Below are 25,118 nucleotides of genomic sequence, written 5' to 3'. Positions count from 1 at the left end.
CTGTGCTCGTTAACTACCCGCCAGTAGCCTCTTGCACCACGGGGAGCACGATATGTACAGCGGTCCCTTCGCCGGGGGAGGAGACGATCCGGCACCGGCCGCCGTGCGCCTCCACGATGGCCTTCACGATCGACAGGCCGAGCCCCGCCCCGCCGGACAGGTGGTCCTCTCCGCGCTGGAAGCGGTCGAAGGCGCGTTCGGCCTGCTCCGGGCTCATCCCCGGACCGGTGTCGCGTACCTCGATCGTCACCGACTCCGGGGCGCGCAGCAGCCGTACGGTCGCCTTGGTGCCCTCGGGAGTGTGCGCCCGCACGTTGCCGAGCAGGTTGACGAGCACCTGGCGGACCCTGGCCTCGTCCACCGTCGCGACCAGCGAGGGCGGGGCCTCCACCGTCACGGGATGGGCGGGGTCGAGAGCGGCCGAGTCGGCGGCCACCTCGCGGGCCATCTCGGCCAGGTCGGTCTCGTCGAGCGCAAGGGCGGCGCCCCGGTCGAGCCGCGCGAGTTCCAGCATCTCGCCCACCAGGCGGCCCATGCGGTCGGCCTCGGCCTCGATCCGGCCCATGATCTTGGGCAGGTCCTCGGGCGGGATCGCCCCGGCCCGGTACAGCTCCGCGTACCCGGAGATGGTCGACAGCGGGGTGCGCAGCTCGTGGGAGGCGTCGGTGGCGAACCGGCGCACCCGGTCCTCCGACGCCTGGCGGTCGCGGAAGGCGTCGGCGATCCGGTCGAGCATGAGGTTGATCGCGGCGCCGAGCCTGCCGACCTCCGACGACCCCTCGGGCATCCGGGCCGACAGGTCGACTCTCTCGGCCACGAGGTGGGCGGTCCGCGCCATCTTGCCGAGGGGCGCCAGGCCGCCGGCGATCAGCAGCCGGCCGCCCGCGGCCAGCAGCAGGATCAGCACCCCGCCGGTCGCCAGTTCGCTGATCAGGAGGTGACGCACCGGGTCGTCGACCGCGTCCAGGGGGACCGCGATGACCATGATCCGCAGACCGCTCGGCGACAGGGCCGCGGCCGCGATCAGTTCGTGCTCGGCGCTCGGGTCGAGGTCGAAGGTGCGGCCCTGCGCCGCGTACGCCAGCAGCCTGTCCTTGCCCAGCGCCTCGGTCAGGCCGGGCACGGCCGCGGCCTCGTCCGCGTCGCCGCTGACCAGGTGCGCGTGCCGCTCGGTGAGGTTGTAGACCGCGAGGGCGTAGGTGGAGCCGGTCAGCGCCTGCGCGAGCGGGTCCCCCTCGACCACCCGGCGTGCCGCCGTGACGGTCGCCGCCACCACCTGCCCCTCCAGCCGCGTACGCAGGTGCCCGCGCAGGACGACGACGCTGACGAGGGAGAACACGACGAGCAGGACCGCGCTCACCCCGAGCAGCCCGGCGAGCAGGCGCGTCCTGAGCGACATCATGGGTCCGTCACATGTCCTGGGGCGGCCGCAGGGAGTATCCGATGCCGCGCTGGGTGTGGATCAGCGGCGGGCCGAGCGGGTCGAGCTTGCGGCGCAGGTAGGAGATGTAGGTCTCCAGCACCTGCGAACTCCCGCCGTAGCCCCAGACCTCCTCGAGCAGGCGCCGCTTGGTGAGCACCAGGCCGGCGTTGGCCATCAGGAAGGCCAGCAGGCGGAACTCGGTCGGCGACAGGTCCACGGGGACCCCGCCGCGCCGCACCTCCCAGCGCGCCTCGTCGAGCTCCAGGTCGGCGACCCGGAGGATCGGCCCGTGCGCCCGCTCGGCGGCCTCCGGCACGGTCGTACGGCGCAGCACGGCGCGGATCCGCGCGACCAGCGCCTCGACCGAGAAGGGTTTGGTGACGTAGTCGTCCCCGCCGAGGGTCAGCCCGCGTACGGTGTCGGCGACCGCGTCGCGGGCGGTGAGGAAGATCACGGGAGGGTGCACGCCCTCGGCCCGGATCCGCCGGCACACCTCGAAGCCGTCGATGTCGGGCAGCATGACGTCGAGGACGACCAGGTCGGGCTGGTTCCTCAGCACCTCGCCCAGCGCCGCCGCCCCCGTGCCCACGGCCGTCACCCGGAAGCCGTGGAACCTGAGGGCGACTTCCACGATGTCCCGGATGTTTGGCTCGTCCTCGACGACGAGGATCCTGGTTTCACTCATGGGGGACCCATTGTGCAGGCATGAGGCATTTGTCGCACAATTCGGGTGTCCACGCCCCCGTCACCGCGTCGTGCGGACATACGGGGTGAGCCGGGCGGCCGTCCGCGCCCCGGAACGCCGTATGGGGACCGCTATCGGGGCACCCTGGCGACGCAGAACACGGTCTGGCCGAACGGCGGACGCACGAACCGCTCGATGAGCCGGGTCATCGGCACGACGGTCCGGTCGTAGATCTTGACGAGCCGGGGGTCGGGGTAGCCCACACCGCCCCGCCGCACCGCGGCCCACCAGGCGATGGCGCCGAGGAAGTTGATCGGCTTGAGCACCTGGACGTCGAGGCCGGCGTCGGTGACCGTCTTGCGCAGCGTGGCGGGGGTGTAGCGGGTGACGTGCCCCACCTTGCGGTCGAAGTCCCCGTAGAGCTGCATGTAGCCGGGCACCCAGATGACGATCCGCCCGCCGGGGGCGGTCACCCTGGCCAGCGACCGCAGCGCCTCGGCGTCCTCCTCGATGTGCTCCAGGACGTTCATCATCACGACGGTGTCGACCGGGTCGGCGAGGGGGATCTCGGTCGGCAGGCCGAACTGGAGCACCGACACGTCGTCGCGGTCGGCGAACCTCTTGCGCAGTTGCTCGACGCAGTAGGGATCGAAGTCGCTCACCACGAGCCTGTCCAAGCGTGGCAGGAACTGCTCGGCGAAGTGCCCGAGACCCGAACCGATCTCCAGGAGCGACCGGCCGACGTGCGGCGCGACCATGTCGAACTCGTATTGCCGGTAGTTCTTGGCCTCGTCGCCGCCGAGGTGGTTCTCCAGAGCCTCGTCTCCGGCCGCCGGCTGGACTACTCGGTCATACCCAGACATAGGATCCTCGATCTGCACGCTGACGGTCGTGGAAAGTGTAGTGCCCGCCCCATCGGCGGGTGTCCGCTTCGCCGGAGGGGCCGCATCGGGGTCACTGTGCCCTTCGGGCGGCGCTGTAGACGGGATGCCCGCCTGATCGTAGGCTGCACCTTCGTCCGCCTTCCGGCCCGATATCCCCCGATGGTCCGACACCCCCAGATGGACGACGACGAGGCAGTGACCCGCGCCCTGGCCGGTGACCTTGACGCCTACGAGGTGCTGGTCACCCGGTACAGCGCGGTCGCCCACCGTACGGCGAGCCTGCTCGGGGCGGCCGACGAGGCGGAGGACGTCGTCCAGGAGGCGTTCGTCAAGGCCTTCCGCCACCTCAAGGGCTTCCGCCGGGGCTCGTCCTTCCGCCCCTGGCTGCTGCGCATCGTGGCCAACGAGACCCACGACCTGACCCGGTCGCGCGGCCGCCGCTCCGACCTCGCCGTACGGCTGGGGCGCGAGCGGGAGCCGTTCGGGCCGGAGGACCCGGAGGACGCGGCCGTGGGCGCCGACGGCAGGACCCGCCTGCTGGAGGCCGTACGCGCGCTGCCCGACGGGGAACGCGAAGCCGTGGTCTGCCGGTATTTCCTGCAGTTGTCCGAGGCGGAGACGGCCGAGGTCCTCGGTCTGCGGCTCGGCACGGTGAAGTCGCGGACGTTCCGGGCCCTGCGGCGCCTGCGGGAGGAGGTGGGCCGTGAGCACCTCGCATGACGACGATCCGATCGAACCGGACGCCCTTGAGGCGCGGCTCAGGGCCCTCGGCGCCGACCTGGCCGTGCCCGTGCCGCCTCCCGCCGACGTGGCGCGTGCCGTACGCGCCCGCCTGGAAGACGGCAGGGCTCAGGACGGCAGGGCTCAGGACGGCAGGGCTCAGGACGACAGGGCTCAGGACGACAGGGCTCAGGACGACAGGACACGGCGTCCGGATCGGCGGCGGGCCGTCTTGCGGCCGTCGCCGCGCGTGGCGGCAGCGGCGGTGGCGGCGCTGATGGCCGTGCTGCTCGGGGCCACCCCGCAGGGCCGGGCCGCTGTTGTGTCGGTGCTGCACTTCGCGGGCGTCGAGATCCACGTCGGTGGCACCGGGCCGCTGCCCACGGGGGTGCCGAGCCCGTTGCCGGGCGAGCGCCGGGTGACGCTGGAGGAGGCGCGGCGGACCGCGCGCTTCCACGTCGCCGTGCCGTCCGCGCTCGGCGAGCCGGCCGACGTCCGCCTCGCCGACGGTGGCCGGGTGGTGACACTCCTGTGGCCGGGCGTGCGGCTCGACGAGTACGACGGGACGCTGGGCGTGGTCTGGCGCAAGGAACTCGGAGAACCCTGGCCGGAGCAGGTGAGCGCCGTCGCCGGATGGTGGATCCCGCGGTCTCACGGCGTGTCGTACGTGCCCGCGGGCGGCGGTGAGCCGCACGAGGAGCGGGTGGCCGGGCCGACCCTCATCTGGCAGCACAGGCTGGTCGGGCTGCGGCTGGAGGGACCGGACCGCGCCGAGGCCGTGCGGATCGCCTTGTCGGTCCGCTGAGCACGGGTCGCGCTGAGCATGGACCCTGAGCATGGGTCGCGCCGAGCACGGGTCGCGCTGAGCATGGACCCTGAGCATGGGTCGCGCCGAGCATGGGTCGCGCTGAGCATGGGCCCTGAGCATGGTCGCGCTGAGTACGGGTCCGCTGAACACCTCGCCTCGGGCGAGCCGTTACGGGACCTCTGGCCGCCGGACCCCGGCTCGCGGCGTGCCGTCATTCGGGGGAGACGAGCCAGGCGTCGATCTCGCTCAGCAACTCCTTCTTGACCGCGTCGGGGGCCGTCGACGACCGGATCGACTGCCGGGCGAGTTCGGCGATCTCCGCGTCGCCGAAGCCGTAGACGTCCCTCGCGAGCTCATACTGCGGCAGCAGCCGCGCGCCGAACAGCAGCGGGTCGTCGGCGCCGAGGGCGATCGGCACCCCGGCCTCGAACAGCCGGCGCAGCGGCACGTCCTCCGGCCGCTCCGCCACCCCGAGGCCCACGTTGGACAGCGGGCACACCTCGCAGGTGATCTGCCGGTCGGCCAGTCGCTCCATCAGGCGGGGCGACTCGGCCGCCCGCACCCCGTGACCGATCCGGTCGGCGCCCAGGTCGTCCAGGCACTCGGCGACGCTCGCCGCGCCCAGCAACTCGCCGCCGTGCGGCACGGCGAGCAGCCCCGCGCCCCTGGCGATCCGGAAGGCGTGCTCGAAGTCCCTGGCCCGGCCGCGCCGCTCGTCGTTGGACAGGCCGAAGCCCACCACGCCCTTGCCCTCGTACCGGGCCGCCAGGCGGGCCAGCGTCCTGGCGTCGAGCGTGTGCCGGGTGCGGTTGGCGGCCACGATCACGGCCATGCCGATCCCGGCCCCCCTGGCCGCCTTCTCCGCCGCGTCGAGGACGAGTTCGAGGGTCTCGGTCAGCCCGCCGAAACGCTGGGCGTACCCGGACGGGTCTACCTGGATCTCCAGCCAGCGCGACCCCTCCCGGGCCTCGTCCTCCGCGGCCTCGCGCAGCAGCCGGTAGACGTCATCGGGCCGGCGCAGCACCGACCGCGCGATGTCGTACAGCCGCTGGAACCGGAACCAGCCGCGCTCGTCGGTCGCCCGCAGTTTCGGCGGCCAGTCCTCCACCAGCGCGTCGGGGAGGTGGACGCCCTGCTCCCGGGCGAGCTCGATCAGCGTCGTATGCCGCATCGAGCCGGTGAAGTGCAGGTGCAGATGTGCCTTGGGGAGCGTGTCGAGTGGACGTGCCATCTCCATATGTTGCCGCATGCCGTTCTCAACCCGTCGCCGGGTTGGCGCGTTGGGGAGGGACGAAAGGGGAGCGCATGACCGAAGAAGACGAGGCGGCCTTCGACGAGTTCCTGGCCGCGCGCAGCACCGCCCTCCTGCGCACCGCGATCCTGGTCTGCGGCGCCTCGGCGTCCGACGCCGAGGACATGGTCCAGAGCGCGCTGGAGAAGGTCTACCGGCACTGGCCGCGCATCCGGCACGACAACCCCGAGGCGTACGCGCGCCGGGTCGTGGTGAACGGTGCGATCAGCAAGGCCAGGCGGCGCAGGGTGCTCCAGGAGATCACCTTCGCCCAGCCGCCGGAGACGCCCGTGGAGTCGCCCGACCTCGGCCTGCGGGACGTGCTCGTCACCGAACTCAGGAAGCTGCCGGCCCGGATGCGGGCCGTACTGGTCCTGCGCTACTGGGAGGACCTGTCGGAGGCCGAGACCGCCGCGCTGCTCGGCTGCTCGGTCGGCACCGTCAAGAGTCAGGCCGCCCGCGGCCTGGCACGCGTGCGCGCACGCATGGAAAGCCTGGAAGGAGCGTCCGCATGAACGTCGAAGAGGCGCTGAGGGATGCCATGGCCGCTCAGGTCGCCGGCGTGCACGCGCCGCCGTCGCTGGGCCAGGCCGTCCGGCGGCGCAGCCGCCGCCACGTGGTCAGGTTTCGTACGGCAGGCGCGGCCGTGCTCACCGCGGCGGTCGCCGTCGGGGTGCCCGTGGCGCTGACCGCCCGGCCCGACGCCGTCCCGGCCGCCGGGGGCCTCACCGGCACCGGCGCCACCGGCGCGGCCGACCCGGCCGCGTCCGCGTCCGCGCCCGGTTCCGACGACACGGTCGCCGTGCCGGGAGGGGTCGTCCCCGATGTGGTCGGCAAGAGCGCCGCGGAGGTCAACGCCCTCCTGAAGGAGGCCGGCTACACGGTGAGAGTCACGAAGGTCGTCACCGAGGAGGCCCCGGCGGGGACGGTCTTCGCCCAGATGCCGCAGCCCGGGACGGCCGCTCCCGCCGGGGCGGCGGTCACGATCACGATCGCCACGACGGCCGGCCCGGCCCCCTCCGCCACGGAGGGCACACAGGACCCGCGGATGCCCCAGGACCTCGGCGACCTGGGGGACGGGCGGACGCTCGGCGGCGTGCACGTCGGCTATCTGCCCGAGGGGCTCGAATGGGGCAAGTGGTCCGGCAAGGACGGGTTCGGCAAGCGCAGCTACACCACGAGCTGGGTGGAGCCCGGGCTGGAACCCGGCATGTACAGCGTCCAGATGATCGTCTATCGGAAGGACGCCGCGAGCGTGCTGGCCAAGCGCATGCAGGGCTACGCCGCGCAGGGCGCCGAGCCGATCGAGGCCGGCGGCAGGAAGGCGTACCTGGTCAGCCTGTCGGAGGGCGGCGACCAGATCAACGACGGGGGAACCCGGACGATCGTGTGGACCCTCGCCTCCGGCGTCGGGGTCGAGGTCATGATCAGCCCTGACTACGCGGCCAAGATCGGCGAGGCCGCGGCCGACAGGGAGCTCAAGAAGATCGCGGCCGGGGTCGCCCTCGCCAAGTGACATCGGTCCGTCCCCGCGCCTCCGCGCCCGCCCGTGGGCCCGGAGGCGCCGGCCGTCCCGGGCCACCGCAGTGGGTCATCTTTGTGATGGGTCATCTTTGTACTGAGAGCTGGGTCAACTTTGTACTGGCGGCTGGGTCAGATTGGTAGCGTGCCTGGGTGAGCCGCGATTCCTACATCCCGCGCATGGTGGATCCGATCATCGATGGCGTCTTCACGACGCTGCCGGCGATCATGCTGGTCGGTCCACGGGCCACGGGGAAGACCACCACGGCGATCCGGCACGTCGAAACGGTGGTGCGGCTCGATCGGGACAGTGAGAACGCCGCATTCCTCGCCGACCCGGACGTGGCCCTGCGCCGGCTCAAGGAGCCGGTCCTGTTGGACGAGTGGCAGGTCGTCCCCGAAGTACTCGGCTCGGTCAAGCGGGCGGTGGACGGCGACCACCGCCCAGGCCGCTTCATCCTCACCGGCTCCGCATGGTCGGACTTCGGTGGGCGGACATGGCCCGGCACGGGCCGAGTGGTCCGCATCGACATGATGGGACTGGCGGTCAAGGAGGTCGAGCGCAACACCGGGAGACCTCCTTTCGCCGACCTGCTCGCCCAGGGGCGGATGGAGGAACTCGCCGTACCGGTGCGGCCGCCAGATCTGGCCGACTACATCGACTTCGCGTTGCGCAGCGGCTTTCCCGAGGCTCAGCGGATGCCCGCTTCCGTGCGAGTACGGTGGCTGGACAGCTACATCGAGCAGACCCTCACGCGGGACATCGAGACCCTCGACGGACGGCGCGACCCCATCCGCCTCCGGTCCTATCTGGAGGCGCTGGCTCTCAACACCGCGGGTGTGGTCACGGACAAGACGCTCTACGACGCGGCGGCCGTGAACGCGCGCACGGGAGAGGCGTACGAGCGCCTCCTTCGTGAGCTGCTTATCGTCGACAAGGTTCCCGCCTGGTTCAGCAATCGACTGAAGCGGCTGATCCGCGGGCCCAAGCGGTATCTCGTCGACCCGGCCCTGGTCGCGGCCCTGCTGCGGGTGGATGGACAGGCGCTCATGCGTGACGGCGATCTCCTTGGCCGCTTGCTCGACACCTTCGTGGTCCAGCAGCTACGCGCGGAGGTGCCGGTGTGCGACAGCCGGCCCCGCATCTACCACCTCCGCCAGGACCAAGGACGGCACGAGGTCGACATCGTTCTGGAGCTCGGCATGGGACGAGTGATCGGCATTGAGGTCAAGGCCGCCGCCACCGCACGCCACGACGATGCGAAACACCTGCGGTGGCTGCGGGACGAGCTGGGCGACCGCTTCGTGGCCGGCGTCGTCCTGCACACCGGTCCGCACATCCACGAAATGGAGGAGAAGATCCTCGCCGCCCCCATCTGCGTCCTCTGGTCCTGAACGCACCCGGCCGGGACTGCCGGGTCCTCACTGCCGGTGAGAGCGATGGCCGGAGGGCAACCTTCCGCGGCGGCCGGGCGTACGTGTGGGCATGAGACTGGATGAAAGCGCGTGAGACCCCCGGACGGGTTCGCCGAGTTCGTCGCGGCCCGTGGCACGAGCCTGCTCCGCACCGCCTATCTCACCTGTGGCGCTTCCGACGACGCCGAGGACGTGCTGCAGGCGGCGTTGGAGCGGGCCTGCCGTAGCTGGCACAGGGTGCACAAGGACGCCGACCCGGAGCCGTACGTGCGGCGGATCATCGTCAACCTCGCGATCAGCCGGGCGAGGCGCCGCGCCCTGCTGCGGATCATTCCGACCCACTCGCCGCCGGAGACGCCCGCTCCGGCCGCCGACGTCGAGTTGCGTCAGGTGCTCATGGACGGCCTGCGGGCTCTGCCCCCGCGCCAGCGGGCCGTGGTCGTCCTCCGGTTCTGGGAGGACATGACGGAGGCGCAGACCGCCAAGGTGCTCGGATGTTCGGTGGGCACCGTCAAGAGCCAGACCGCCAAAGCCCTCGTACGGCTGCGCCGGCTGCTGGGCGCGGAGGTGATCGACGATGTCAGAGCTTGAGAGTGCGCTGCGCCGGGCCATGGCGGACGAGACGGCCGGCCTGGCGATCGCGCCGGACCTGGTCGATCGGGTCGTGCGGCGCTCGGAGCGCGTGCGCGGCACGCGCCTGCGACTGGTCGCCATCGTCGCCGCGGTCCTGGTCGCGGCCGGAGCGGTGCCCGCCTACGTCGCGCTCGTCCCGCGGCATCAGATCTCCACCGGCAAGGTGCTCGCCGAGATCGACGGCGTCGAGGTCGGCTACCTCCCGCAGGGGTTCGGCGACCGTCCCGAGCGCATCGAGGTGAAGGCAGGCCCGCTGGAGGGCGAGGCGTTGCGGTGGAAGGGCGACGGCGGGTTCGTCCAGGTCGGCGTCTACCGGACCGGGCGGCGCCTGGATGACGCCCTCGACCTCCTCGCACTGAACATCGGGCCGGTGGCGAGCGAGCCGGCGAAGGGGACCGACCCCGTCGCGTTCTCGGACACCGACGAGATGTGGGTGCCGGAGCCGGGCCTGGCGCTCCGGGTCACGACGTCCGCCCCTCTGGAGAGCGAGCTCGGCAGGATCGCCGAGGGGCTGCGCGTCGTCCCGGAGGGCGACGTAGGCGGTATGCGGGTGACGTACCTGCCATCCGGGCTGCGCGCCGCCGGATCCGCGGGCTTGGGCGGCGTCGGCCGCTCCTGGTCCGACGGCAGGCGGAACGTGATGGTGGAGGTCGTGCACGGCCGCGAGGCGCTCGACCTGGACAGCCTGCGCCGGGTTGCATGGCCGACGAACGAGACGCTGTTCGACGTGCGGCGCGTCTCCGTCGGGCCGGTCGCCGCTTTGGAGGGCGCCGTCATGTCGTTCGACCGCCGGATGGACAAGGGCCGCATGGTGCTGTGGGTCGTACGGCCCGGCGTGGGCGTGCGCATCTGGGCGACGACCTCGCTGGCCGGCGAGCTGCTGAGGATCGCGGAAGGCGTCGAGGAGGTGGCCGCGGGCACCGCCGCCTCGGTGGACGGGATCGGCGTCCCCACGAGCCTCGGGAGGCCGTCGGGCGGTGACAGCGCGATGGGCCGCGAATGGTCGGGGACCACCAGGTTCTGGGGCGGCAGGCCGGGCAAGGGCCCGTACGTCGCCGTGTCCGTCTACCGCGGGCTGGAGGTGGAGCTCGACGGCAGATGGCTCCGCCAGATCTCCTCGGCGAAGTCCCGGCGCGCGTCCGTGGGCGATGTCGACGGCACCTTGCTGACCTGGGAGGACCAGCCGCGCGGCGGAGCGGGGCCGCTGTCCGGCCGGACCTTCCTGTGGCACCCCGAGGTCGGCCTCGCCCTCGCGGTGACCGTCGTGGCCGCCCCGGCCGATTCTGCGCGGTCCATGGACGACCTGGCCCACCTGGTCCGGAGCCTGCGGGTGCCCTGAAACAGCTCTTGGAGGGGCGATCGAGGCAGACCGGGCACGGATGAGAGGAGGGGCCCGGGTGCGCTCCCGCACCCGGGCCCCTCGACGGCTCTCAGCGCGTTTCCGGTCTCAGTGCGCCTCGGCCAGGAGCTTGGCCACCCGGCTGACGCCCTCGACCAGGTCGTCGTCGCCCAGCGCGTACGACAGGCGGAAGTAGCCCGGAGTGCCGAAGGCCTCGCCGGGCACCAGCGCGACCTCGGCCTCCTCCAGGATGAGCTCGGCCAGCTCGGCCGAGGTCTGCGGGCGCCTGCCGCGGATCTCCTTGCCCAGCAGCGCCTTGACCGACGGGTAGGCGTAGAACGCGCCGAACGGCTCGGGGCAGACCACGCCGGGGATCTCGTTGAGCATCCGGACCATGGTCTGGCGGCGCCGGTCGAACGCCGCGCGCATCTCGGCGACGGCCGACAGGTCGCCGGACACCGCGGCGAGCGCGGCGGCCTGGGCGACGTTGGAGACGTTCGAGGTGGCGTGGGACTGCAGGTTCGTCGCCGCCTTGACCACGTCGGACGGGCCGATCAGCCAGCCCACCCGCCAGCCGGTCATCGCGTACGTCTTGGCCACGCCGTTCAGCACGACGACCCGGTCGCGCAGTTCGGGCACGGCGGTGGCGATGCTGGAGAACTCCGCCTCGCCGTAGACCAGGTGCTCGTAGATCTCGTCGGTCACGACCCACAGGCCCTTGTCCAGCGCCCAGCGGCCGATCTCCTCGACCTGGGCGGGGGAGTAGACGGCCCCCGTGGGGTTGGACGGCGAGACGAAAAGCAGCACCTTGGTGCGGTCGGTCAGCTTCTCCTCCAGCTGCTCGACCGAGGCCAGGTAGCCGGTCGTCTCGTCGGTGACCACGTCGACCTGGACGCCGCCCGCGAGCTTGATCGCCTCCGGGTAGGTCGTCCAGTAGGGCGCCACGACCAGGACCTCGTCACCGGGGTCGAGCAGCGTGGCGAACGCCTCGTAGACCGCCTGCTTGCCCCCGTTCGTCACCAGGACCTGGGCGGCCTCGACCTGGAACCCGCTGTCGCGCAGCGTCTTGTCGGCGATCGCCTGCTTGAGCTCGGGCAGGCCCCCGGCCGGCGTGTACTTGTGGAACCTGGGGTTCCGGCACGCCTCGATGGCCGCCTCGACGATGTAGCCGGGCGTGGGGAAGTCGGGCTCGCCGGCGCCGAAGCCGATGACCGGGCGACCGGCCGCCTTCATCGCCTTGGCCTTGGCGTCCACGGCCAGAGTCGCGGACTCGGAGATCGCGGATATACGTGCGGAGATGCGAGGTCGGGTCATGCCTCCATCGTTCCAGACGCGCCGCGCGGTTTCGTCTCCATATCCAGGATGCGGACGGGTTCGCACGGTAGCTTTGAACCGCACACGAACGGCACCCGGGCCGCCTCCGGGCGGTGCCGCGACCACGTGGTTCGACGGAGTGGTGAATCCCGCGTACACTTCACCGACTAGTGGGCCACGTGAACGACGGGACGGACGCTTCAACGCGTTTCTCGGGTATCGTGGTGCACGGCTTAGGGCACTAGCGCAATTGGTAGCGCACCGGTCTCCAAAACCGGCGGTTGGGGGTTCGAGTCCCTCGTGCCCTGCGGAGTGCGGTCCGCGCAACAATGGCGTGAAAGCGCGCCGCAACTGCGACGGACACGACGGATCAGGTGAGGACTGTGGCGATCGACACCCGCGGTGAGACCGCTGGCAAGCCAGGCAAGCCGACCAGTGAGAAGAAGGCAAAGCGCACCTCGCCCGCTCTGTTCTACCGGCAGGTCGTCGCCGAGTTGCGCAAGGTCATCTGGCCCCGGCGCAATGACCTGATCTCGTACACCGTAGTTGTCCTGGTCTTCGTCGTGATCATGGTTGGGCTCGTGTTCGGGATCGATACGCTGCTGGGTAAGGCTGTGCTCTGGCTCTTCGGCGGATCCTGATCCCGCCCGAGACGTCGCAGCACGTCAAGACACCAAGCGAAGAAGGAAGAGTCCCGTGTCCGAGTCCCCGATGCCGGCCGACCGCTCCCATGACGAGCAGGACGAGGCCGTAGCAGAGGTCGAGGAGACCACGGTCGCCGACTCAGAGGGCGGTGACGGCGGCGAAGACTCGGCCGAGGCCGCCGCTCAGGTCGACGAGGACGGTGACGTCCTCCCGGACGTCGACCCTGTCGAGGAGTTCAAGCGTCAGCTTCGCGGCCAGTTCGGCGAGTGGTACGTCATCCACTCGTACGCCGGTTACGAGAACCGCGTGAAGCAGAACATCGAGAGCCGTATCGGGTCCCTCAACATGGAGGACTTCATCTTCCAGGTCGAGGTGCCGACCCACACGATCACGGAGTTCAAGGGCGGCAAGAAGACTCCGATCAAGGAGCGCGTGCTTCCCGGTTACGTCCTGGTCCGGATGGACCTCACCGACGAGTCCTGGGCCGCGGTGCGCAACACGCCCGGTGTGACCGGCTTCGTCGGCCTGTCCAACAAGCCGAGCCCGCTGAACCTCGACGAGGTCGCCAAGCTGCTCGCCCCGGAGCCTTCCGAGGAAGTCAAGAAGGCCACGACCAAGACAGCCGCCGCGACCGTCGACTTCGAGGTCGGCGAGTCCGTGACGGTCATGGACGGGCCGTTCGCCACGCTGCCGGCCACGGTCAGCGAGATCAGCGCCGAGTCGCAGAAGCTCAAGGTCCTCGTCTCGATCTTCGGCCGAGAGACCCCGGTCGAGCTGTCGTTCAACCAGGTCTCGAAGATCTGACCGCCTCGCGTAGACTCGATAGCCGTCCTCACGCACGCCCTGCTTCGGCGTGCCTGTGAGGCTTCTGTAGGACCAAGGACCCGGAGAAGGACAAATGCCTCCAAAGAAGAAAGTCGCGGCACTGGTGAAGGTCCAGCTTCCCGCTGGACAGGCCACCCCCGCGCCGCCGGTCGGTACCGCGCTCGGTCCGCACGGCGTCAACATCATGGACTTCGTCAAGCAGTACAACGCGGCGACGGAGGCCCAGCGGGGCAACATCATCCCCGTCGAGATCACCATCTTCGAAGACCGCACCTTCACCTTCATCACGAAGACGCCGCCGGCGCCGGAGCTGATCAAGAAGGCCGCCGGTCTGCAGAAGGGCAGCGCGAACCCGCACAAGGACAAGGTGGGCAAGCTGACCCGCGAGCAGCTTCGCCAGATCGCCGAGACCAAGATGCAGGACCTCAACGCGAACGACGTCGAGGCCGCCGAGAAGATCATCGCCGGCACCGCCCGCTCCATGGGCATCACCATCGCCGACTGACTCTCAGCGGTATCGCGAGGGGCGAGGCAACCAAACGCTGTGGGAGGGCCGAAGCGCAGGCCCGGACCACGATCTCCACGAGGAGCATGAAGTGAAGCGCAGCAAGAACTGGAAGAACGCGGCGGCCGAGGTCGACCGCGCGGCCCTGTACACCCCGCTCGACGGCGTACGGCTGGCCAAGAAGACCGCGACCACGAAGTTCGACGCGACCGTCGAGGTCGCCCTGCGGCTGGGCGTCGACCCGCGCAAGGCCGACCAGATGGTCCGCGGCACCGTCAACCTCCCGCACGGCACCGGCAAGACCGCCCGGGTCCTGGTCTTCGCGACCGGTGACCGTGCCGAGGAGGCCCGCGCGGCGGGCGCCGACATCGTCGGCTCCGACGAGCTGATCGACGAGGTGTCCAAGGGCCGTCTCGACTTCGACGCGGTCGTCGCCACCCCGGACATGATGGGCAAGGTCGGCCGTCTGGGCCGCGTGCTCGGCCCCCGTGGCCTCATGCCGAACCCGAAGACCGGCACCGTCACGCCCGACGTGACCAAGGCCGTTAGCGACATCAAGGGCGGAAAGATCGAGTTCCGGGTCGACCGGCACGCGAACCTGCACTTCATCATCGGCAAGGCGTCCTTCGACGACCGCCAGCTCGTGGAGAACTACGCCGCGGCGCTGGACGAGGTGCTGCGTCTCAAGCCGTCGGCGGCCAAGGGCCGTTACCTCAAGAAGGTCACCTTCACCACGTCCATGGGCCCGGGCATCCCGGTCGACCCGAACGTGACGCGGGCGATGACCGCCGAGATCGACGCCTGAGCCGTCACCTCGGCCGATACGACGACGGAAGCCCCCGCCCCCACCGGGCGGGGGCTTCCGCGCGTCTTCTGACAATCAGACGGCGAATAAACTCGGCGCGTGACCGAAGAGCGCGGGGATTCCGTCGATCACATCCTCGACCAGTGGCGGCGTGAGCGCCCCGACCTGGACCTGTCGGCCATGGGCGTCTTCGGTCGCGTCGCCCAGGTGGTCCGGGTGGTCGAGAGCCGGGTCGAGGAGGTCCTCAACCGACATGGCCTGCGCTCGGGGGACTTCGACGTGCTGGCCGCGCTGCGCCGTTCCGGCCCGCCGTACACGCTGATTCCCTCCGAGCTGTCGGACATGGTGATGATGTCGCGGGCCGGCATGACCAGCCGGCTCGACCGGCTGGAGGCCGCCGGGCTGGTCGAGCGCAGTCTCGACCCGGCCGACCGGCGCAGCTTCAAGATCACGTTGTCGGAGAAGGGGCGCGAGGTCATCGACGCGACGCTCACCGACCACGCGGCGAACCTGGCCCGGCTCGCGTCGGGGTTGGCTCCGGAGGACGCCGCCACGCTCGACCGGCTGCTGCGCGACCTCCTGACGGCCCTCACATAGGCCGTACTCGGCCCCGGCTCTGCCGTACGCTCCGGCGCCGGACGCGGCGTGGATAGTACGAAAGCTTACTATCTCGCGGCAAACGAACTTGGATGTGCAGGGATTGTGCAGGGCTGATGGCGGTTTGCCCGGTAGCGACGCGCTCGTGGCGTTAGGCGCATAGGGTCAAGGGCAGGTAAAGGGGGAAATCGAAGGGATGGAAACAATGCGACGACTACTGGTGGCTGCCGGGGCGGTGGCCGCGATCACGGTCGCGGGATGCGGGACGACCGCGACTCCGTCTCTCCAGAACGCACAGCTCTCGGCGGCCGAGGTCATCCAGCAGACCGCGCAGAAGGCCGACGACGTCAACACCTATGCCGCGGACCTCGTGGTGAACGTCACCGACGCCAAGGGCGGTCAGGGAGGGGTCATTCAGGGCACCATGCTCTACCAGAAGACCCCGCAGATCGCCTCCGACATCAACCTCAGCCAGGTGGCGTTCAACGGGCAGAACGTGCCCGGCGGCGTGCGGGTGATCCTGCAGGGTGACGTGGCGTACGTGAAGCTCGACATGCTCAAGACCCTGGTGGGCGCCACCAAGCCGTGGATCAGGCTCGACCTGAAGCAGCTCGGCTCGCAGTCGGGCGTGAACGTCGACCAGTTCCTCGCCCAGGCCCAGCAGTTCGACCTGAAGACGAGCGTCGCCATGCTCACGGCGTCCAAGGACGTCAAGTCGGTGGGCACCGAGCAGGTCGGCGGGGTGGACACGACGCACTACTCGGGCTCGTTCCCGGTGGACGAGGCGGTCAAGCAGCTTCCCGAGGAGCAGCGCGGCCGCCTGCAGGGCGAGCTCACGAGCGCCAAGGACGTCAAGTTCGACGCCTGGATCGACGCTCAGGGCCTGCCGCGCAAGGTCGAGCTGAACGGCGGCAAGCCGGACGCGGGCGCGTTCAAGGCCACGGCGATGTTCAAGTCGTTCAACGAGCCCGTCTCGATCGAGGCACCGGCCGCCGACCAGGTCGGTGAGCTGCCGCAGACGCTGCAGCAGCCGTCCGCCATCGGAAGCTGATTTGGCGTCCTGCCGGTTGACAACGTAGTCTGTCTCCTGCCGAAGACCGCCGGTCGTCGCCGGGCGTACAGCCCGGTGACCGAAGGATCCACGTGAGTGGACGGCCCGCGTAGGTGTGGAGACGCTTGAGGACGTTTGACGTCCGTCCAAGCCCCGTGCGCCTGCGCCGGGGCTTGTCTGTTTTCTGAGGGCCTTCGCCGGCGGCACATCTGGAAGGAGGCCCATGGCGAAGGCGGAGAAGAGCGTCGCGATCGCCGAGCTCAAGAGTGAGTTCGAGGGATCCAGCGCCGCCGTTCTGACCGAATACCGCGGTCTCACCGTCGCTCAGCTCAAGCAGCTGCGCGTTTCTCTCGGTGGGAATGCGAAGTTCGCCGTGGCGAAGAACACGCTCACCAAGATCGCGGCCAACAACGCCGGGATCACCGCCCTGGACGACCTGTTCCAGGGCCCGACCGCCATCGCGTTCGTCAAGGGCGACGTCGTGGAGGCGGCCAAGGGTCTGCGTGACTTCGCCAAGGCCAACCCCCTCCTGGTGATCAAGGGCGGCGTCGTCGACGGCAAGTCGATGACCCCCGACGAGATCACGAAGCTTGCCGACCTTGAGTCCCGTGAGGTGCTCCTCGCGAAGCTGGCCGGCGCGCTGAAGGCCAAGCAGTCCCAGGCTGCCGCCACCTTCGCCGCGCTGCCCACGACCATGGCTCGACTGGCCGAGGCTCTGCGCGCCAAGCGCGAAGAGGCCGGCGAGTAGGTCCGCGCAGCGGACGGGGGAAGCGCGCACCGCGGTCCCTTTACACGTTTTTTGCTAGATCCACTGGAGGAACACATCATGGCGAAGCTCAGCACCGACGAGCTGCTCGAGACCTTCAAGGAGATGACCCTCCTTGAGCTGTCCGAGTTCGTGAAGGTCTTCGAGGAGACCTTCGACGTCAAGGCCGCCGCTCCGGTCGCCGTCGCCGCCGCCCCGGCCGCCGGTGGCGCCGGTGCCGCCGCCGAGGAGGCCGAGGAGCAGGACGAGTTCGACGTCATCCTCGAGGCCGCCGGCGACAAGAAGATCCAGGTCATCAAGGAGATCCGCGCCCTGACGAGCCTGGGCCTCAAGGAGGCCAAGGACCTCGTGGACGGCGCTCCGAAGCCGGTCTTCGACGGCAAGGTCAACAAGGAGCAGGCCGAGAAGGCGAAGGCTGCCCTCGAGGGCGCCGGCGCGACCGTCACGGTCAAGTAAGACGCTTCACCCCGAAGGGGCGGATCCATCCAGGTGCCGGATGGTCCGCCCCTTCGGCGTTCGCTCAGGCCTTCGTCCCCTCCAGGACCAGCAGCACGGGGAAACCCACGAGCCACGTCGCGCCGGGCAGCCGCTCGATGGCCTTCTCGTCGCCGGCGAACTCGTGCCGGTTCTTCAGGTGGAATCCCGCCTCGGCGAACAGCTTCTCGTAGTCGTCGATCGTGTACGGGTTCGCCCCGAGCCGGTAGACGACGCCGTCCTTCTCGAAGCGCGCCGTGACCCCGGCCGCGGCCATGTCCGGGTGGAACACCGACAGGACCAGCCGGCCGCCGGGCCGCAGGACGCGCCGCATCTCCCGCAGAGCGTCGAGCGGCCGGTCGAGGTGCTCGGCCACGAGGGCGCACAACACGGCGTCGAAGGTCTCGTCCGGGAAGGGGTACGGCGCCTCCAGATCGGCCTCGTGGACGGGCACCTCCGGGTGGCGTAGGCGTGCCACGCCGAGCATCCCGCTCGAGTAGTCGATGCCGGTGGGATGGGCGCCGGCATCGATCATCGCGGCGAGGTTCCTTCCGGTGCCGCAGCCGGCGTCGAGGACCCGCTCGCCCGGCCGCGGGGCGAGAATGCCCATGGTGTGCCGGGCGTCGATCGCGACCACCGGGTTCGGGCTGTCCTCGTAGGTCTCGGCCCACAGGTCGTATCCCTCGCGGGTTTCGATGTCCTGCAGTTGCATCACGAGCACTCCAAGAGTCGGTGTGGCGGGGTTGTCATGCGTGTTCGCGGGCGCGGGGCGAGCGGTCACCCGACCCCGGCGAGCCGCTCGGCGTCCCTGCGGCGGCGCTGCATCAGGCTGTTCATCGTGCGGAAGAAGACCTTGGTGGCGGCCATGGCGACGCGACTGCTGCGCAGGCCCTGCTGCTGGTAGCGCAGGGCCTTGCGCACGGCGGCGAAGCCGTACTCCCGCATGCCGGTCTCGTACTCGCGGATGGCCGCCGGAACGGGTGTCCCCTCGTCGCACACGGCGACGAGAGCCTGGCACAGCAGGTCCGCGTCGCGCAGCGCCGTGTTCCCGCCGAGGCCGCCGACCGGCGACATGCTGTGGACGGCGTCCCCGAGCAGGGTGATGTTCGTGCTCTCCCATGGTTCGAGCGGAACCGAGGTCCGGTAGGGCACCAGGAGCACGCTGCCGGGATCGGAGTCCGCGACGAGCCTGCGCAGGTGGGGGTGCCAGCCGTCGATCAATCGCGACACGAGGCGCTGCAGCCCCGGCCCGTCGAGATCGTCGAGGTCCGGGGGACAGGCGTCACGACGTGCGACGAACGCGGAGCCCACGTAGTTCTCGTACTCGGCGCCGGGGGGGACGTCGGCGCTCTCCCCCCGGTCGAAGACCGAGATCGACAGGAAGTACGGGACCGGCGCCATGATCATGCTCCGGCCCGTGGACAGCGGCGGCGTCAGCCACGACCTGACCTCCGCGGTCAGCGGAAGCTTGAAACCCACTCCGACGGCGTCGGTGTCCACCCGGCGGGCCTGGGGAAGGTATTGCCGGCGCACGGGAGAGTTGACCCCGTCCGCGCCGACCAGGACGTCTCCCGTGGCGGTGGTGCCGTCGGAGAAGAACGCGGTGATCCTCCCGTCCTCGGTGCGTTCGTAGCGTTCGAACTTCTTGCCGAAGCGCACGACGTCGTCGAGCCCGGTGAGCAGGAGATCGCGCAGCGTCACCCGGTCGATGGCGTGCGACCTGTCGAGCGGACCGGCAGCGCCCGCGCCCCGCGCCCGCTCGTCCAGGACCACGAGCTCGTCCAGGTTCTCCGTGAGGAACCTGAAGCTGCCGAGGTCGACCGTACGGCCGAGAAAGGTCTCCCAGACCTCCGGCGGCAGACACGCGTGCAGGGCCTTCGCCCCGTCAGGGTCGATGTGGATGCGGTATCCCTCGAGACGGTCGGTGCGGCTGCGGTCCCGCTCGTGGACCTCCACGCCGATGCCCGCGCGCTTCAATCCCTGCGCCAGGCAGAGGCCGCCGATGCCGCCCCCGATGACGAGGACGTGTGGCACTGCAGAGGACATGCTTGATGATCTCCTTCCGCGACGCGAGGTCTCCGGCGGCTCCTGGCCGGTGACTCGCCGGACCTCGGCGGGCGATTGACGTCATCGGGCCCGGGCCGGTCGCGTCACGCGTCCGGCTCGGGGTGGTGTGTGTACGGCGCGGCCACTGTGTCCCAGGGGCGTCGCGCGCCTGTCGACCAGAGCGGATTCGTGTTCACCAGTGATGACGCCTTGCTCAGCCCCCGGGGCCGGAAGAGACAGGGGCGGACAAGGATGACCCGCTGGCGGGCCGGCGTCACGCGTCCTTCCCGTGCGCAGGGCGGCGGTCCCCTCGCCGGGCGCCGTCCTCGCCGCGTGTCGAACGGACCGGGCGCCTGCCCCTGTCACCGGGAAGTTCTCGCACTATACATGGCCAGAAAGGCGGGCCGCTATTACGGGCGGGCTCGAATCCGACTTGCGGATCTCACTTTACCGGACGGGATGACAGAGCGTGACAAATGATCGGTGAAGGCATTTCGAATGAATGCGACGTGAGCTGCGGAGATTCTTTCGGATTAATCAGAGCGGAAGAGTGGGGAATCTGAACTCCGCGTCACGGCGCTGGAAATTCGCCATCCAATTCACCCTGTTGCGGCGTTTCGGCCGTGTGATATAGCTGGAGAGCAATGTTCGTAGGTCCAAGCGAAAGGAGAGGGTAAGTTGTCGAATCTTCGATTCGAACTCGAAAGCCTTGAGGTGGAGAGCCTCAAGTTCGGTGGCGAAGGCGGCGCCGGACTTCCGTCGCTCGGTATGGGCCACGGCATGACCGAGGTGGGGGCCTCCGAGGGCTGCTGCTGCTGCCTGTGCAGCTGCTGCTGCTGCCCGTGTGGCTGATCGCCCTGACGCGCGTACGTCGGGGGCACGGCTCCTGAGGTCGCGCTGACAGGCGACGGGGTAACCGCCTAGGGGCAGGCGCGGGGCTGTGGTTGCGTTCACGGGGTTCACGGGGCTTTGTTTGCGGGCTTCACAGCTGTAGTGACGGGGTTCGTGGGCTTGTTCGCGGGCTTCGCGCCTGCCGTACCGTCCCTCACTTCCGGAAGCCGGCGCCGATCGCCGGCCGGCAATTCTCCATCGCAGGGTAACCGTTGTCCTCGCGGGCCAGGGCCGGCCCGCCACCGGATGGCGGACGCCTTTTGCCGCCGTGCCCGGAATTCGAGGAACGGAGAATGGCGAAGGAATACGACCGCCGCGTGCGCAAATGAGGACCGGGTGTTCTTCTGTCGCCCGGCGGTCGGTCGTGCGTCAATTCCTGGACGATTCGAACGGAAAAAATTGAAGCCGAAGCTCAGGAACGACACCCTTTACATCCCCTCCGCGGACGGCGTCTATTTCGTCAGCAACCGGGGGACCGTGACGCTTCAGGGCCGGCACGTCTACCAGTGGGTCGACAAGCTGGCTCCGTACCTCAACGGGGAGCACAGCCTGGAGGAGATCACCGACGGCCTGTCACCCGACAGGCAGCAGATGATCTCCGCTCTCGTGTCCTTCATGTACGAGAAGGGCCTGGTCAAGGACGTGGCCGACGACCTTCCGCACACGCTGGACGCGGAGGAGGAGAAGGCCTACGCCAGTGAGATAGCGTTCATCGACTACTACACCGACTCGGCCGCGCACCGGTTCGAGCGGTACCGCGGCAGGCGCGTCCTCGCCATCGGTTCCGGCGCCACCCTGACCGCGCTGGTGCAGGCGAACCTCCATTCCGGCCTGGCCAGGGCCGAGGTCGCGATCACCCCCGAACTACCCGTCGACAGTGGCCGGCACGCGCAGTATCTCGACCTCGCGCGCGGCCGCGACCCCCGGCAGTCGCTGGCCGAGAGCCGTACGGACGACCTGACGGACGAGGATTCCCTCAGGGAGGCCCTGCGGCCCTTCGACGCCGTCATCCACGTGACCGACCTGCCGATGCTCGGACGCGCCCGCATGCTGAACCGGGTCTGCGTGGCGGAGGGCAAGCCCTTCATCCAGGCCGTGGTGGTGGGCGGGCACGCGTGGATCGGCCCGCTCGTCCATCCGGACGCGGGCGAGGGCTGCTGGGAGTGCGCCTGGCTGCGCCTGCTCGCGAACGACGGGGCGCTCCCCGGGTTCGCCGACGATCCGGGCGCGGACGTCGACCCGTTCCTGGCGGGGCCGGTCGCGTCCCTGATCTCCAACCAGCTGAGCTTCGAGATGTTCAAGCACGTCACGGGTGCCGGTCCCCTGGAGACCGCGGGCCGGATCGTCGGCCTCGACCTCGAAACCCTGGGCAGCCGAAGCCATCCGGTCTTCCGCCACCCGCTCTGCGGCGCCCACGCCGAGAGCGAGCCGCCGGGTGAGCAGGCGTTCCTGGAGCGCGTCCGGGGGCTGGCCGAGGGGGCGGATGTCCAGGAGGAGACGTTCTCCACGCAGGTGGCCACCCTCTTCGACGAGCGCACGGGGCTGTTCGGCTCGCTCGACGAGCACGACTTCGGGCAGTTGCCGCTGAAGGTGTCGCAGGTGAGGGTGTCCGATCCGACGTGTGCCGGGGAGGCGCCGGCCGCCCTCGGGGTGGCCGCCGATTTCACCGCCGCCCGCCTGCGTGCCACCAGGAGGGCGTGTGAGCTCTACGCGGCCGGCATGCCGGACGGCCGGCACCTGATTCCATCGAGCTCCGCCGATGGCGGTGAGCGCCGCGTATGGGGCTACGACCTGCTGACCGGCCGGGCCCGGAGCGTTCCCGCCGCCCTGGCGTTCCCCGTGCTGGACGGCTCCGCGGCCGGAGAGGACACCGCTCCCGGTCTGGCCTCCGGCTTCGGCTGGCAGGAAGCGGTGAGCCGGGGGCTGCTGGCGCTGTGCGCCGAGATCACGATCGCGGACCTGGGCCGGACCGTCACGCCGTTCCCGCCGGTGGACCTGGCGGCCGCCCCGCTCACGGAGCAGGCGGGCCGCTACCTGAGCATGCTCGACATCCTCGGGCAGCGGGCCGTCGTCTACGACGTGACCGGTCCGCTCGAGGTGCCGACCTTCGCCACCTGCGTCGGGGAGCGGACGGTCGCCTACACGTCCGACGTGAGCGTGCCGAGGGCGCTGGAGTCGGCGCTGGAGCGGGCCGTCCAGGACTGCCAGGCACGGGCCGACGACCACCCGGCGTACGCTCCCCGCCCGGTCCCCGCGCTGCCGTCCGGGTCCCGGGGCGCCAAGTCCGTGGTCCCCGCGTACGCGGCGCCGGAGGACTGGCCGCAGGCCCTGGAGTTCCTGGCGCGGAGGCTGGAGCGGACCGGGCGACGCCCGGTGGCGGTCCCCTTGGACCACGACCCGGTGCTGAAGGCCGTGCTGCCGTACATCGTCAATGTCGTACTCGCGGGGGATGAGTAGTGACCGAGGGCGGGACGAAGGTCGCGCGAAAGACCGTACGCATAGGGATGGCGGGGCAGGGGCTCCTCTACGAGGCGTCACGCGACCTGCTGGCCGGTGACCACGAGATCGTTCCGCTGTCCGGCGGGGATCCGGGCGTGGCCACGGCGGGTCTGGGGCTGGTCCTTGTGGTAACCGACGGCATGGACGAGGAGCTGCGTCATCGGGTCAACGACCTGTGCCTGCGCGAGGGGGTCCCGCTGCTGCCCGTCCACGTCGAGCCGGGCAAGGCGGTCGTCGGCCCCGCCGTGCTGCCGGACGAACCGGGGTGTCTCGTCTGCGCGCAGTCGCGCAGGCTCAGGGCGCGCAGTGACCTGGAGAACTACTCGACGCTGCTCGAACGGCACGGCGATCGCGTCTCGGCCATCGGGCGGATGTGGCTGACGCCGTTCGCGGCCGGGGTGCTGGGCGAGATCGTCGCGGAGGAGGCCGCCCGCATCATCGGCGGGCGCGAGGGCATGCGCACCCGGGGGGCGTTGGTCAGCCTCACCCTGGACGGGCTGCGCAGCCGTCTCCACCGGATCCTGCCCGATCCTCTCTGCGACCGGTGCGGGCGGCTCCCTGACGACAGCCGGCAGGCGGCCGAGCTGCGCCTGCGGTCCCGGCCGAAGGTGTCCCCCGGCAGCCACCGGGTCAGGTCTCTGGACGGCGAGAAGGACCGGCTGTTCGATCTCTTCGTGGACGACGACGCCGGCCTGCTGCGCGCCGTGCACAAGGAGGGCCGCAACATCTTCCCCGGTGCCGTCGCCCCGATGGGCCTGCGGGCGACCTTCCGTACGGAGATGGGCTTCGGACACCAGCTCGACTACCGGACGAGCCAGATCACGGCGGTCGCCGAGGCGCTGGAGCGGTACGGCGGCATCGAGCCGGGAGGCAAGCGGACGACGGTGCGCGCGAGCTTCGCCGAGCTGGGCGCGCGGGCGCTCGACCCGAAGTCGCTCGGCCTGCACACCGACGAGCAGTACGACCTGCCGGGCAACCACTACGTCCGCTACCACGACGAACTGGTCTTCAACTGGGTGTGGGGATACTCCTTCCGCCGGCGGGAGCCGATCCTCGTACCGGAGAACTACGCCTACTACGGGACGGTCTACCGCAACACCCGTGATCACCCGTTCGTCTACGAGATCTCCAACGGGTGCGCTCTCGGCGGCTGCCTGGAAGAGGCCATCCTGCACGGCATATTCGAGGTCGCCGAGCGGGACGCCTTCCTGATGACCTGGTATGCCCGGCTGCCGGTGCCGAGGGTCGACCCGCGCACCGCCAGGGACCGGTCCGTGCCGCTGGTGGTGGAGAGCATCGAGAGCGCCACCGGATACGAGATCGAGATCTTCAACACGACCCTCGAACACGGGATCCCGTCCTTCTGGGCGATGGCGGTCGACCGCCGCGACCGGCCCGGCCTGCCGAAGGCCCTGTGCGCGGCGGGCGCCCACCTGAACCCCGAGAAGGCGGTCAGGAGCGCCCTCATGGAGCTGGCCCCCCTCCTCAGCAGGCCGCCGGAGTACTACCGCGACCGCGCGGAGCGCATCGAGCGGATGGTGGAGGATCCGTACGCCGTGGCCGTCATGGAGGACCACGCCCTGCTCAACGGGGCTCCGCAGGTGTTCGGCCGCTTCGGCTTCCTCTACGGGTCGGCGGTCCGCCAGTCCTTCGAGGAGGCGTTCCCCGACCACTACCGGAAGCCGGCGAACGCCGATCTGCTCGACGACCTCACGGACGTGGTCGGGAGGTATCTCGGCACGGGCATGGACGTGATCGTCGTCGACCAGACCACCCCGGAGCACGCGGCGGCCGACTTCCGCTGCGTCAAGGTGATCATCCCCGGCTGCCTGCCGATGACGTTCGGGCACCACGCGCGGCGCGTCTCCGGATTCGAGCGGCTCCACCGGCTGCCGCAGCAGCTCGGCTACTCCGACAGACCGCTCACCGACGCGGACGTCAACCCGCACCCGCACCCCTTCCCCTGACGGACGGCGGAGC

25 protein-coding genes and 1 tRNA gene are annotated in these 25,118 nt (G+C 70.3%); 19 read left to right on the top strand and 7 right to left on the bottom strand.

The features are described 5' to 3' along the window. Nucleotides 1-13: 13 nt before the first annotated feature. The 3 genes from ABZ857_RS19190 to ABZ857_RS19180 all read right to left on the bottom strand — a co-directional run bounded on the left by ABZ857_RS19190 (nt 14) and on the right by ABZ857_RS19180 (nt 2,971). Nucleotides 14-1,399 carry a HAMP domain-containing sensor histidine kinase gene (locus ABZ857_RS19190; RefSeq protein WP_357044605.1) on the bottom strand — a complete coding sequence of 462 codons (1,386 nt, stop codon included), beginning with the start codon at nt 1,397-1,399 and terminating at the stop codon, nt 14-16. A gap of 10 nt (nt 1,400-1,409) precedes the next feature. After that, complete coding sequence (locus ABZ857_RS19185; RefSeq protein ID WP_357044603.1) at nt 1,410-2,108, bottom strand: response regulator transcription factor; 699 nt, start codon at nt 2,106-2,108, stop codon at nt 1,410-1,412. A 131-nt stretch (nt 2,109-2,239) separates the two neighbouring features. Continuing rightward, on the bottom strand, nt 2,240-2,971 hold the full coding sequence (locus ABZ857_RS19180) for a methyltransferase (RefSeq protein ID WP_357044601.1): 732 nt from the start codon (nt 2,969-2,971) through the stop codon (nt 2,240-2,242). A gap of 198 nt (nt 2,972-3,169) precedes the next feature. On the opposite strand from ABZ857_RS19180, the gene ABZ857_RS19175 reads away from it, so the two are divergent. Beyond that, nucleotides 3,170-3,712, top strand: a complete 543-nt coding sequence (locus ABZ857_RS19175; protein ID WP_357044599.1) for a sigma-70 family RNA polymerase sigma factor — start codon at nt 3,170-3,172, stop codon at nt 3,710-3,712. Beyond that, nucleotides 3,696-4,517 (top strand): hypothetical protein, encoded by an 822-nt coding sequence (locus ABZ857_RS19170; protein ID WP_357044597.1) that lies wholly within the window; start codon nt 3,696-3,698, stop codon nt 4,515-4,517. Before ABZ857_RS19175 ends, ABZ857_RS19170 begins: the two co-directional genes overlap by 17 nt. 214 nt (nt 4,518-4,731) lie before the next feature. Here the strand turns inward: ABZ857_RS19170 and ABZ857_RS19165 are convergent, their stop codons facing one another. Continuing rightward, a complete protein-coding gene (locus ABZ857_RS19165) occupies nt 4,732-5,751 on the bottom strand; it encodes an adenosine deaminase (protein ID WP_357044595.1) in 1,020 nt (339 codons plus the stop codon). Nucleotides 5,752-5,825: 74 nt separating this feature from the next. Here ABZ857_RS19165 and ABZ857_RS19160 point away from each other — a divergent pair, with 74 nt between their 5' ends. The 5 genes from ABZ857_RS19160 to ABZ857_RS19140 all read left to right on the top strand — a co-directional run bounded on the left by ABZ857_RS19160 (nt 5,826) and on the right by ABZ857_RS19140 (nt 10,720). Further along, nucleotides 5,826-6,326 (top strand): SigE family RNA polymerase sigma factor, encoded by a 501-nt coding sequence (locus ABZ857_RS19160; protein ID WP_357044593.1) that lies wholly within the window; start codon nt 5,826-5,828, stop codon nt 6,324-6,326. Beyond that, a complete protein-coding gene (locus ABZ857_RS19155) occupies nt 6,323-7,327 on the top strand; it encodes a PASTA domain-containing protein (RefSeq protein WP_357044591.1) in 1,005 nt (334 codons plus the stop codon). Before ABZ857_RS19160 ends, ABZ857_RS19155 begins: the two co-directional genes overlap by 4 nt. A gap of 158 nt (nt 7,328-7,485) precedes the next feature. Then, nucleotides 7,486-8,727 carry a DUF4143 domain-containing protein gene (locus ABZ857_RS19150; protein WP_357044589.1) on the top strand — a complete coding sequence of 414 codons (1,242 nt, stop codon included), beginning with the start codon at nt 7,486-7,488 and terminating at the stop codon, nt 8,725-8,727. 111 nt (nt 8,728-8,838) lie between these two features. After that, nucleotides 8,839-9,339 (top strand): SigE family RNA polymerase sigma factor, encoded by a 501-nt coding sequence (locus tag ABZ857_RS19145; RefSeq protein WP_357044587.1) that lies wholly within the window; start codon nt 8,839-8,841, stop codon nt 9,337-9,339. Then, nucleotides 9,326-10,720, top strand: a complete 1,395-nt coding sequence (locus tag ABZ857_RS19140; RefSeq protein ID WP_357044585.1) for a hypothetical protein — start codon at nt 9,326-9,328, stop codon at nt 10,718-10,720. The genes ABZ857_RS19145 and ABZ857_RS19140 overlap by 14 nt, the downstream gene beginning before the upstream one ends. A gap of 108 nt (nt 10,721-10,828) precedes the next feature. Here the strand turns inward: ABZ857_RS19140 and ABZ857_RS19135 are convergent, their stop codons facing one another. Beyond that, nucleotides 10,829-12,034 carry a pyridoxal phosphate-dependent aminotransferase gene (locus tag ABZ857_RS19135; RefSeq protein WP_357044583.1) on the bottom strand — a complete coding sequence of 402 codons (1,206 nt, stop codon included), beginning with the start codon at nt 12,032-12,034 and terminating at the stop codon, nt 10,829-10,831. 235 nt (nt 12,035-12,269) lie between these two features. Here ABZ857_RS19135 and ABZ857_RS19130 point away from each other — a divergent pair. The 9 genes from ABZ857_RS19130 to rplL all read left to right on the top strand — a co-directional run bounded on the left by ABZ857_RS19130 (nt 12,270) and on the right by rplL (nt 17,684). Further along, a tRNA-Trp gene (locus tag ABZ857_RS19130) sits at nt 12,270-12,342 on the top strand. A 75-nt stretch (nt 12,343-12,417) separates the two neighbouring features. Then, entirely contained in the window at nt 12,418-12,675 is a 258-nt protein-coding gene (secE, locus tag ABZ857_RS19125) for a preprotein translocase subunit SecE (protein WP_030510284.1), read from the top strand. Between the two features lie 55 nt (nt 12,676-12,730). Further along, nucleotides 12,731-13,483 (top strand): transcription termination/antitermination protein NusG, encoded by a 753-nt coding sequence (nusG, locus tag ABZ857_RS19120; RefSeq protein ID WP_357044581.1) that lies wholly within the window; start codon nt 12,731-12,733, stop codon nt 13,481-13,483. Nucleotides 13,484-13,577: 94 nt separating this feature from the next. After that, a complete protein-coding gene (gene rplK / locus ABZ857_RS19115; protein WP_030510282.1) occupies nt 13,578-14,009 on the top strand; it encodes a 50S ribosomal protein L11 in 432 nt (143 codons plus the stop codon). Nucleotides 14,010-14,100: 91 nt separating this feature from the next. Continuing rightward, complete coding sequence (gene rplA, locus ABZ857_RS19110; RefSeq protein WP_357044579.1) at nt 14,101-14,814, top strand: 50S ribosomal protein L1; 714 nt, start codon at nt 14,101-14,103, stop codon at nt 14,812-14,814. A 99-nt stretch (nt 14,815-14,913) separates the two neighbouring features. After that, nucleotides 14,914-15,411 (top strand): MarR family transcriptional regulator, encoded by a 498-nt coding sequence (locus tag ABZ857_RS19105; protein ID WP_357044577.1) that lies wholly within the window; start codon nt 14,914-14,916, stop codon nt 15,409-15,411. A 205-nt stretch (nt 15,412-15,616) separates the two neighbouring features. Further along, complete coding sequence (locus tag ABZ857_RS19100; protein WP_357044576.1) at nt 15,617-16,462, top strand: DUF1396 domain-containing protein; 846 nt, start codon at nt 15,617-15,619, stop codon at nt 16,460-16,462. 223 nt (nt 16,463-16,685) lie between these two features. Continuing rightward, the gene (gene rplJ / locus ABZ857_RS19095) at nt 16,686-17,210 is read left to right on the top strand and encodes a 50S ribosomal protein L10 (RefSeq protein WP_079319155.1); all 525 of its coding nucleotides are present in this window, start codon (nt 16,686-16,688) and stop codon (nt 17,208-17,210) included. A gap of 78 nt (nt 17,211-17,288) precedes the next feature. Beyond that, nucleotides 17,289-17,684, top strand: a complete 396-nt coding sequence (gene rplL, locus ABZ857_RS19090; RefSeq protein ID WP_079319156.1) for a 50S ribosomal protein L7/L12 — start codon at nt 17,289-17,291, stop codon at nt 17,682-17,684. Between the two features lie 64 nt (nt 17,685-17,748). Here the strand turns inward: rplL and ABZ857_RS19085 are convergent, their stop codons facing one another. Then, nucleotides 17,749-18,414 (bottom strand): methyltransferase domain-containing protein, encoded by a 666-nt coding sequence (locus ABZ857_RS19085; protein WP_357044881.1) that lies wholly within the window; start codon nt 18,412-18,414, stop codon nt 17,749-17,751. 65 nt (nt 18,415-18,479) lie between these two features. Next, entirely contained in the window at nt 18,480-19,748 is a 1,269-nt protein-coding gene (locus ABZ857_RS19080) for an NAD(P)/FAD-dependent oxidoreductase (RefSeq protein ID WP_357044573.1), read from the bottom strand. A 678-nt stretch (nt 19,749-20,426) separates the two neighbouring features. Between ABZ857_RS19080 and ABZ857_RS19075 the strand changes: the two genes are divergently transcribed. The 3 genes from ABZ857_RS19075 to ABZ857_RS19065 all read left to right on the top strand — a co-directional run bounded on the left by ABZ857_RS19075 (nt 20,427) and on the right by ABZ857_RS19065 (nt 25,105). Beyond that, nucleotides 20,427-20,600, top strand: coding sequence for a thiomuracin/GE37468 family thiazolyl RiPP peptide (locus ABZ857_RS19075; RefSeq protein ID WP_357044571.1), 174 nt, complete (start codon nt 20,427-20,429; stop codon nt 20,598-20,600). Nucleotides 20,601-21,038: 438 nt separating this feature from the next. Continuing rightward, nucleotides 21,039-23,096, top strand: a complete 2,058-nt coding sequence (locus ABZ857_RS19070) for a TOMM precursor leader peptide-binding protein (protein ID WP_357044569.1) — start codon at nt 21,039-21,041, stop codon at nt 23,094-23,096. After that, nucleotides 23,096-25,105, top strand: a complete 2,010-nt coding sequence (locus ABZ857_RS19065) for a TOMM precursor leader peptide-binding protein (protein ID WP_357044567.1) — start codon at nt 23,096-23,098, stop codon at nt 25,103-25,105. The genes ABZ857_RS19070 and ABZ857_RS19065 overlap by 1 nt, the downstream gene beginning before the upstream one ends. Nucleotides 25,106-25,118 lie beyond the last annotated feature (13 nt).

It is taken from the genome of Microbispora sp. NPDC046933 (assembly GCF_040644635.1).
GTDB lineage: Bacteria > Actinomycetota > Actinomycetes > Streptosporangiales > Streptosporangiaceae > Microbispora.
The sequence above is the reverse complement of the archived record's forward strand: the minus strand, read 5'-3'. Positions and strand labels throughout refer to the sequence as shown.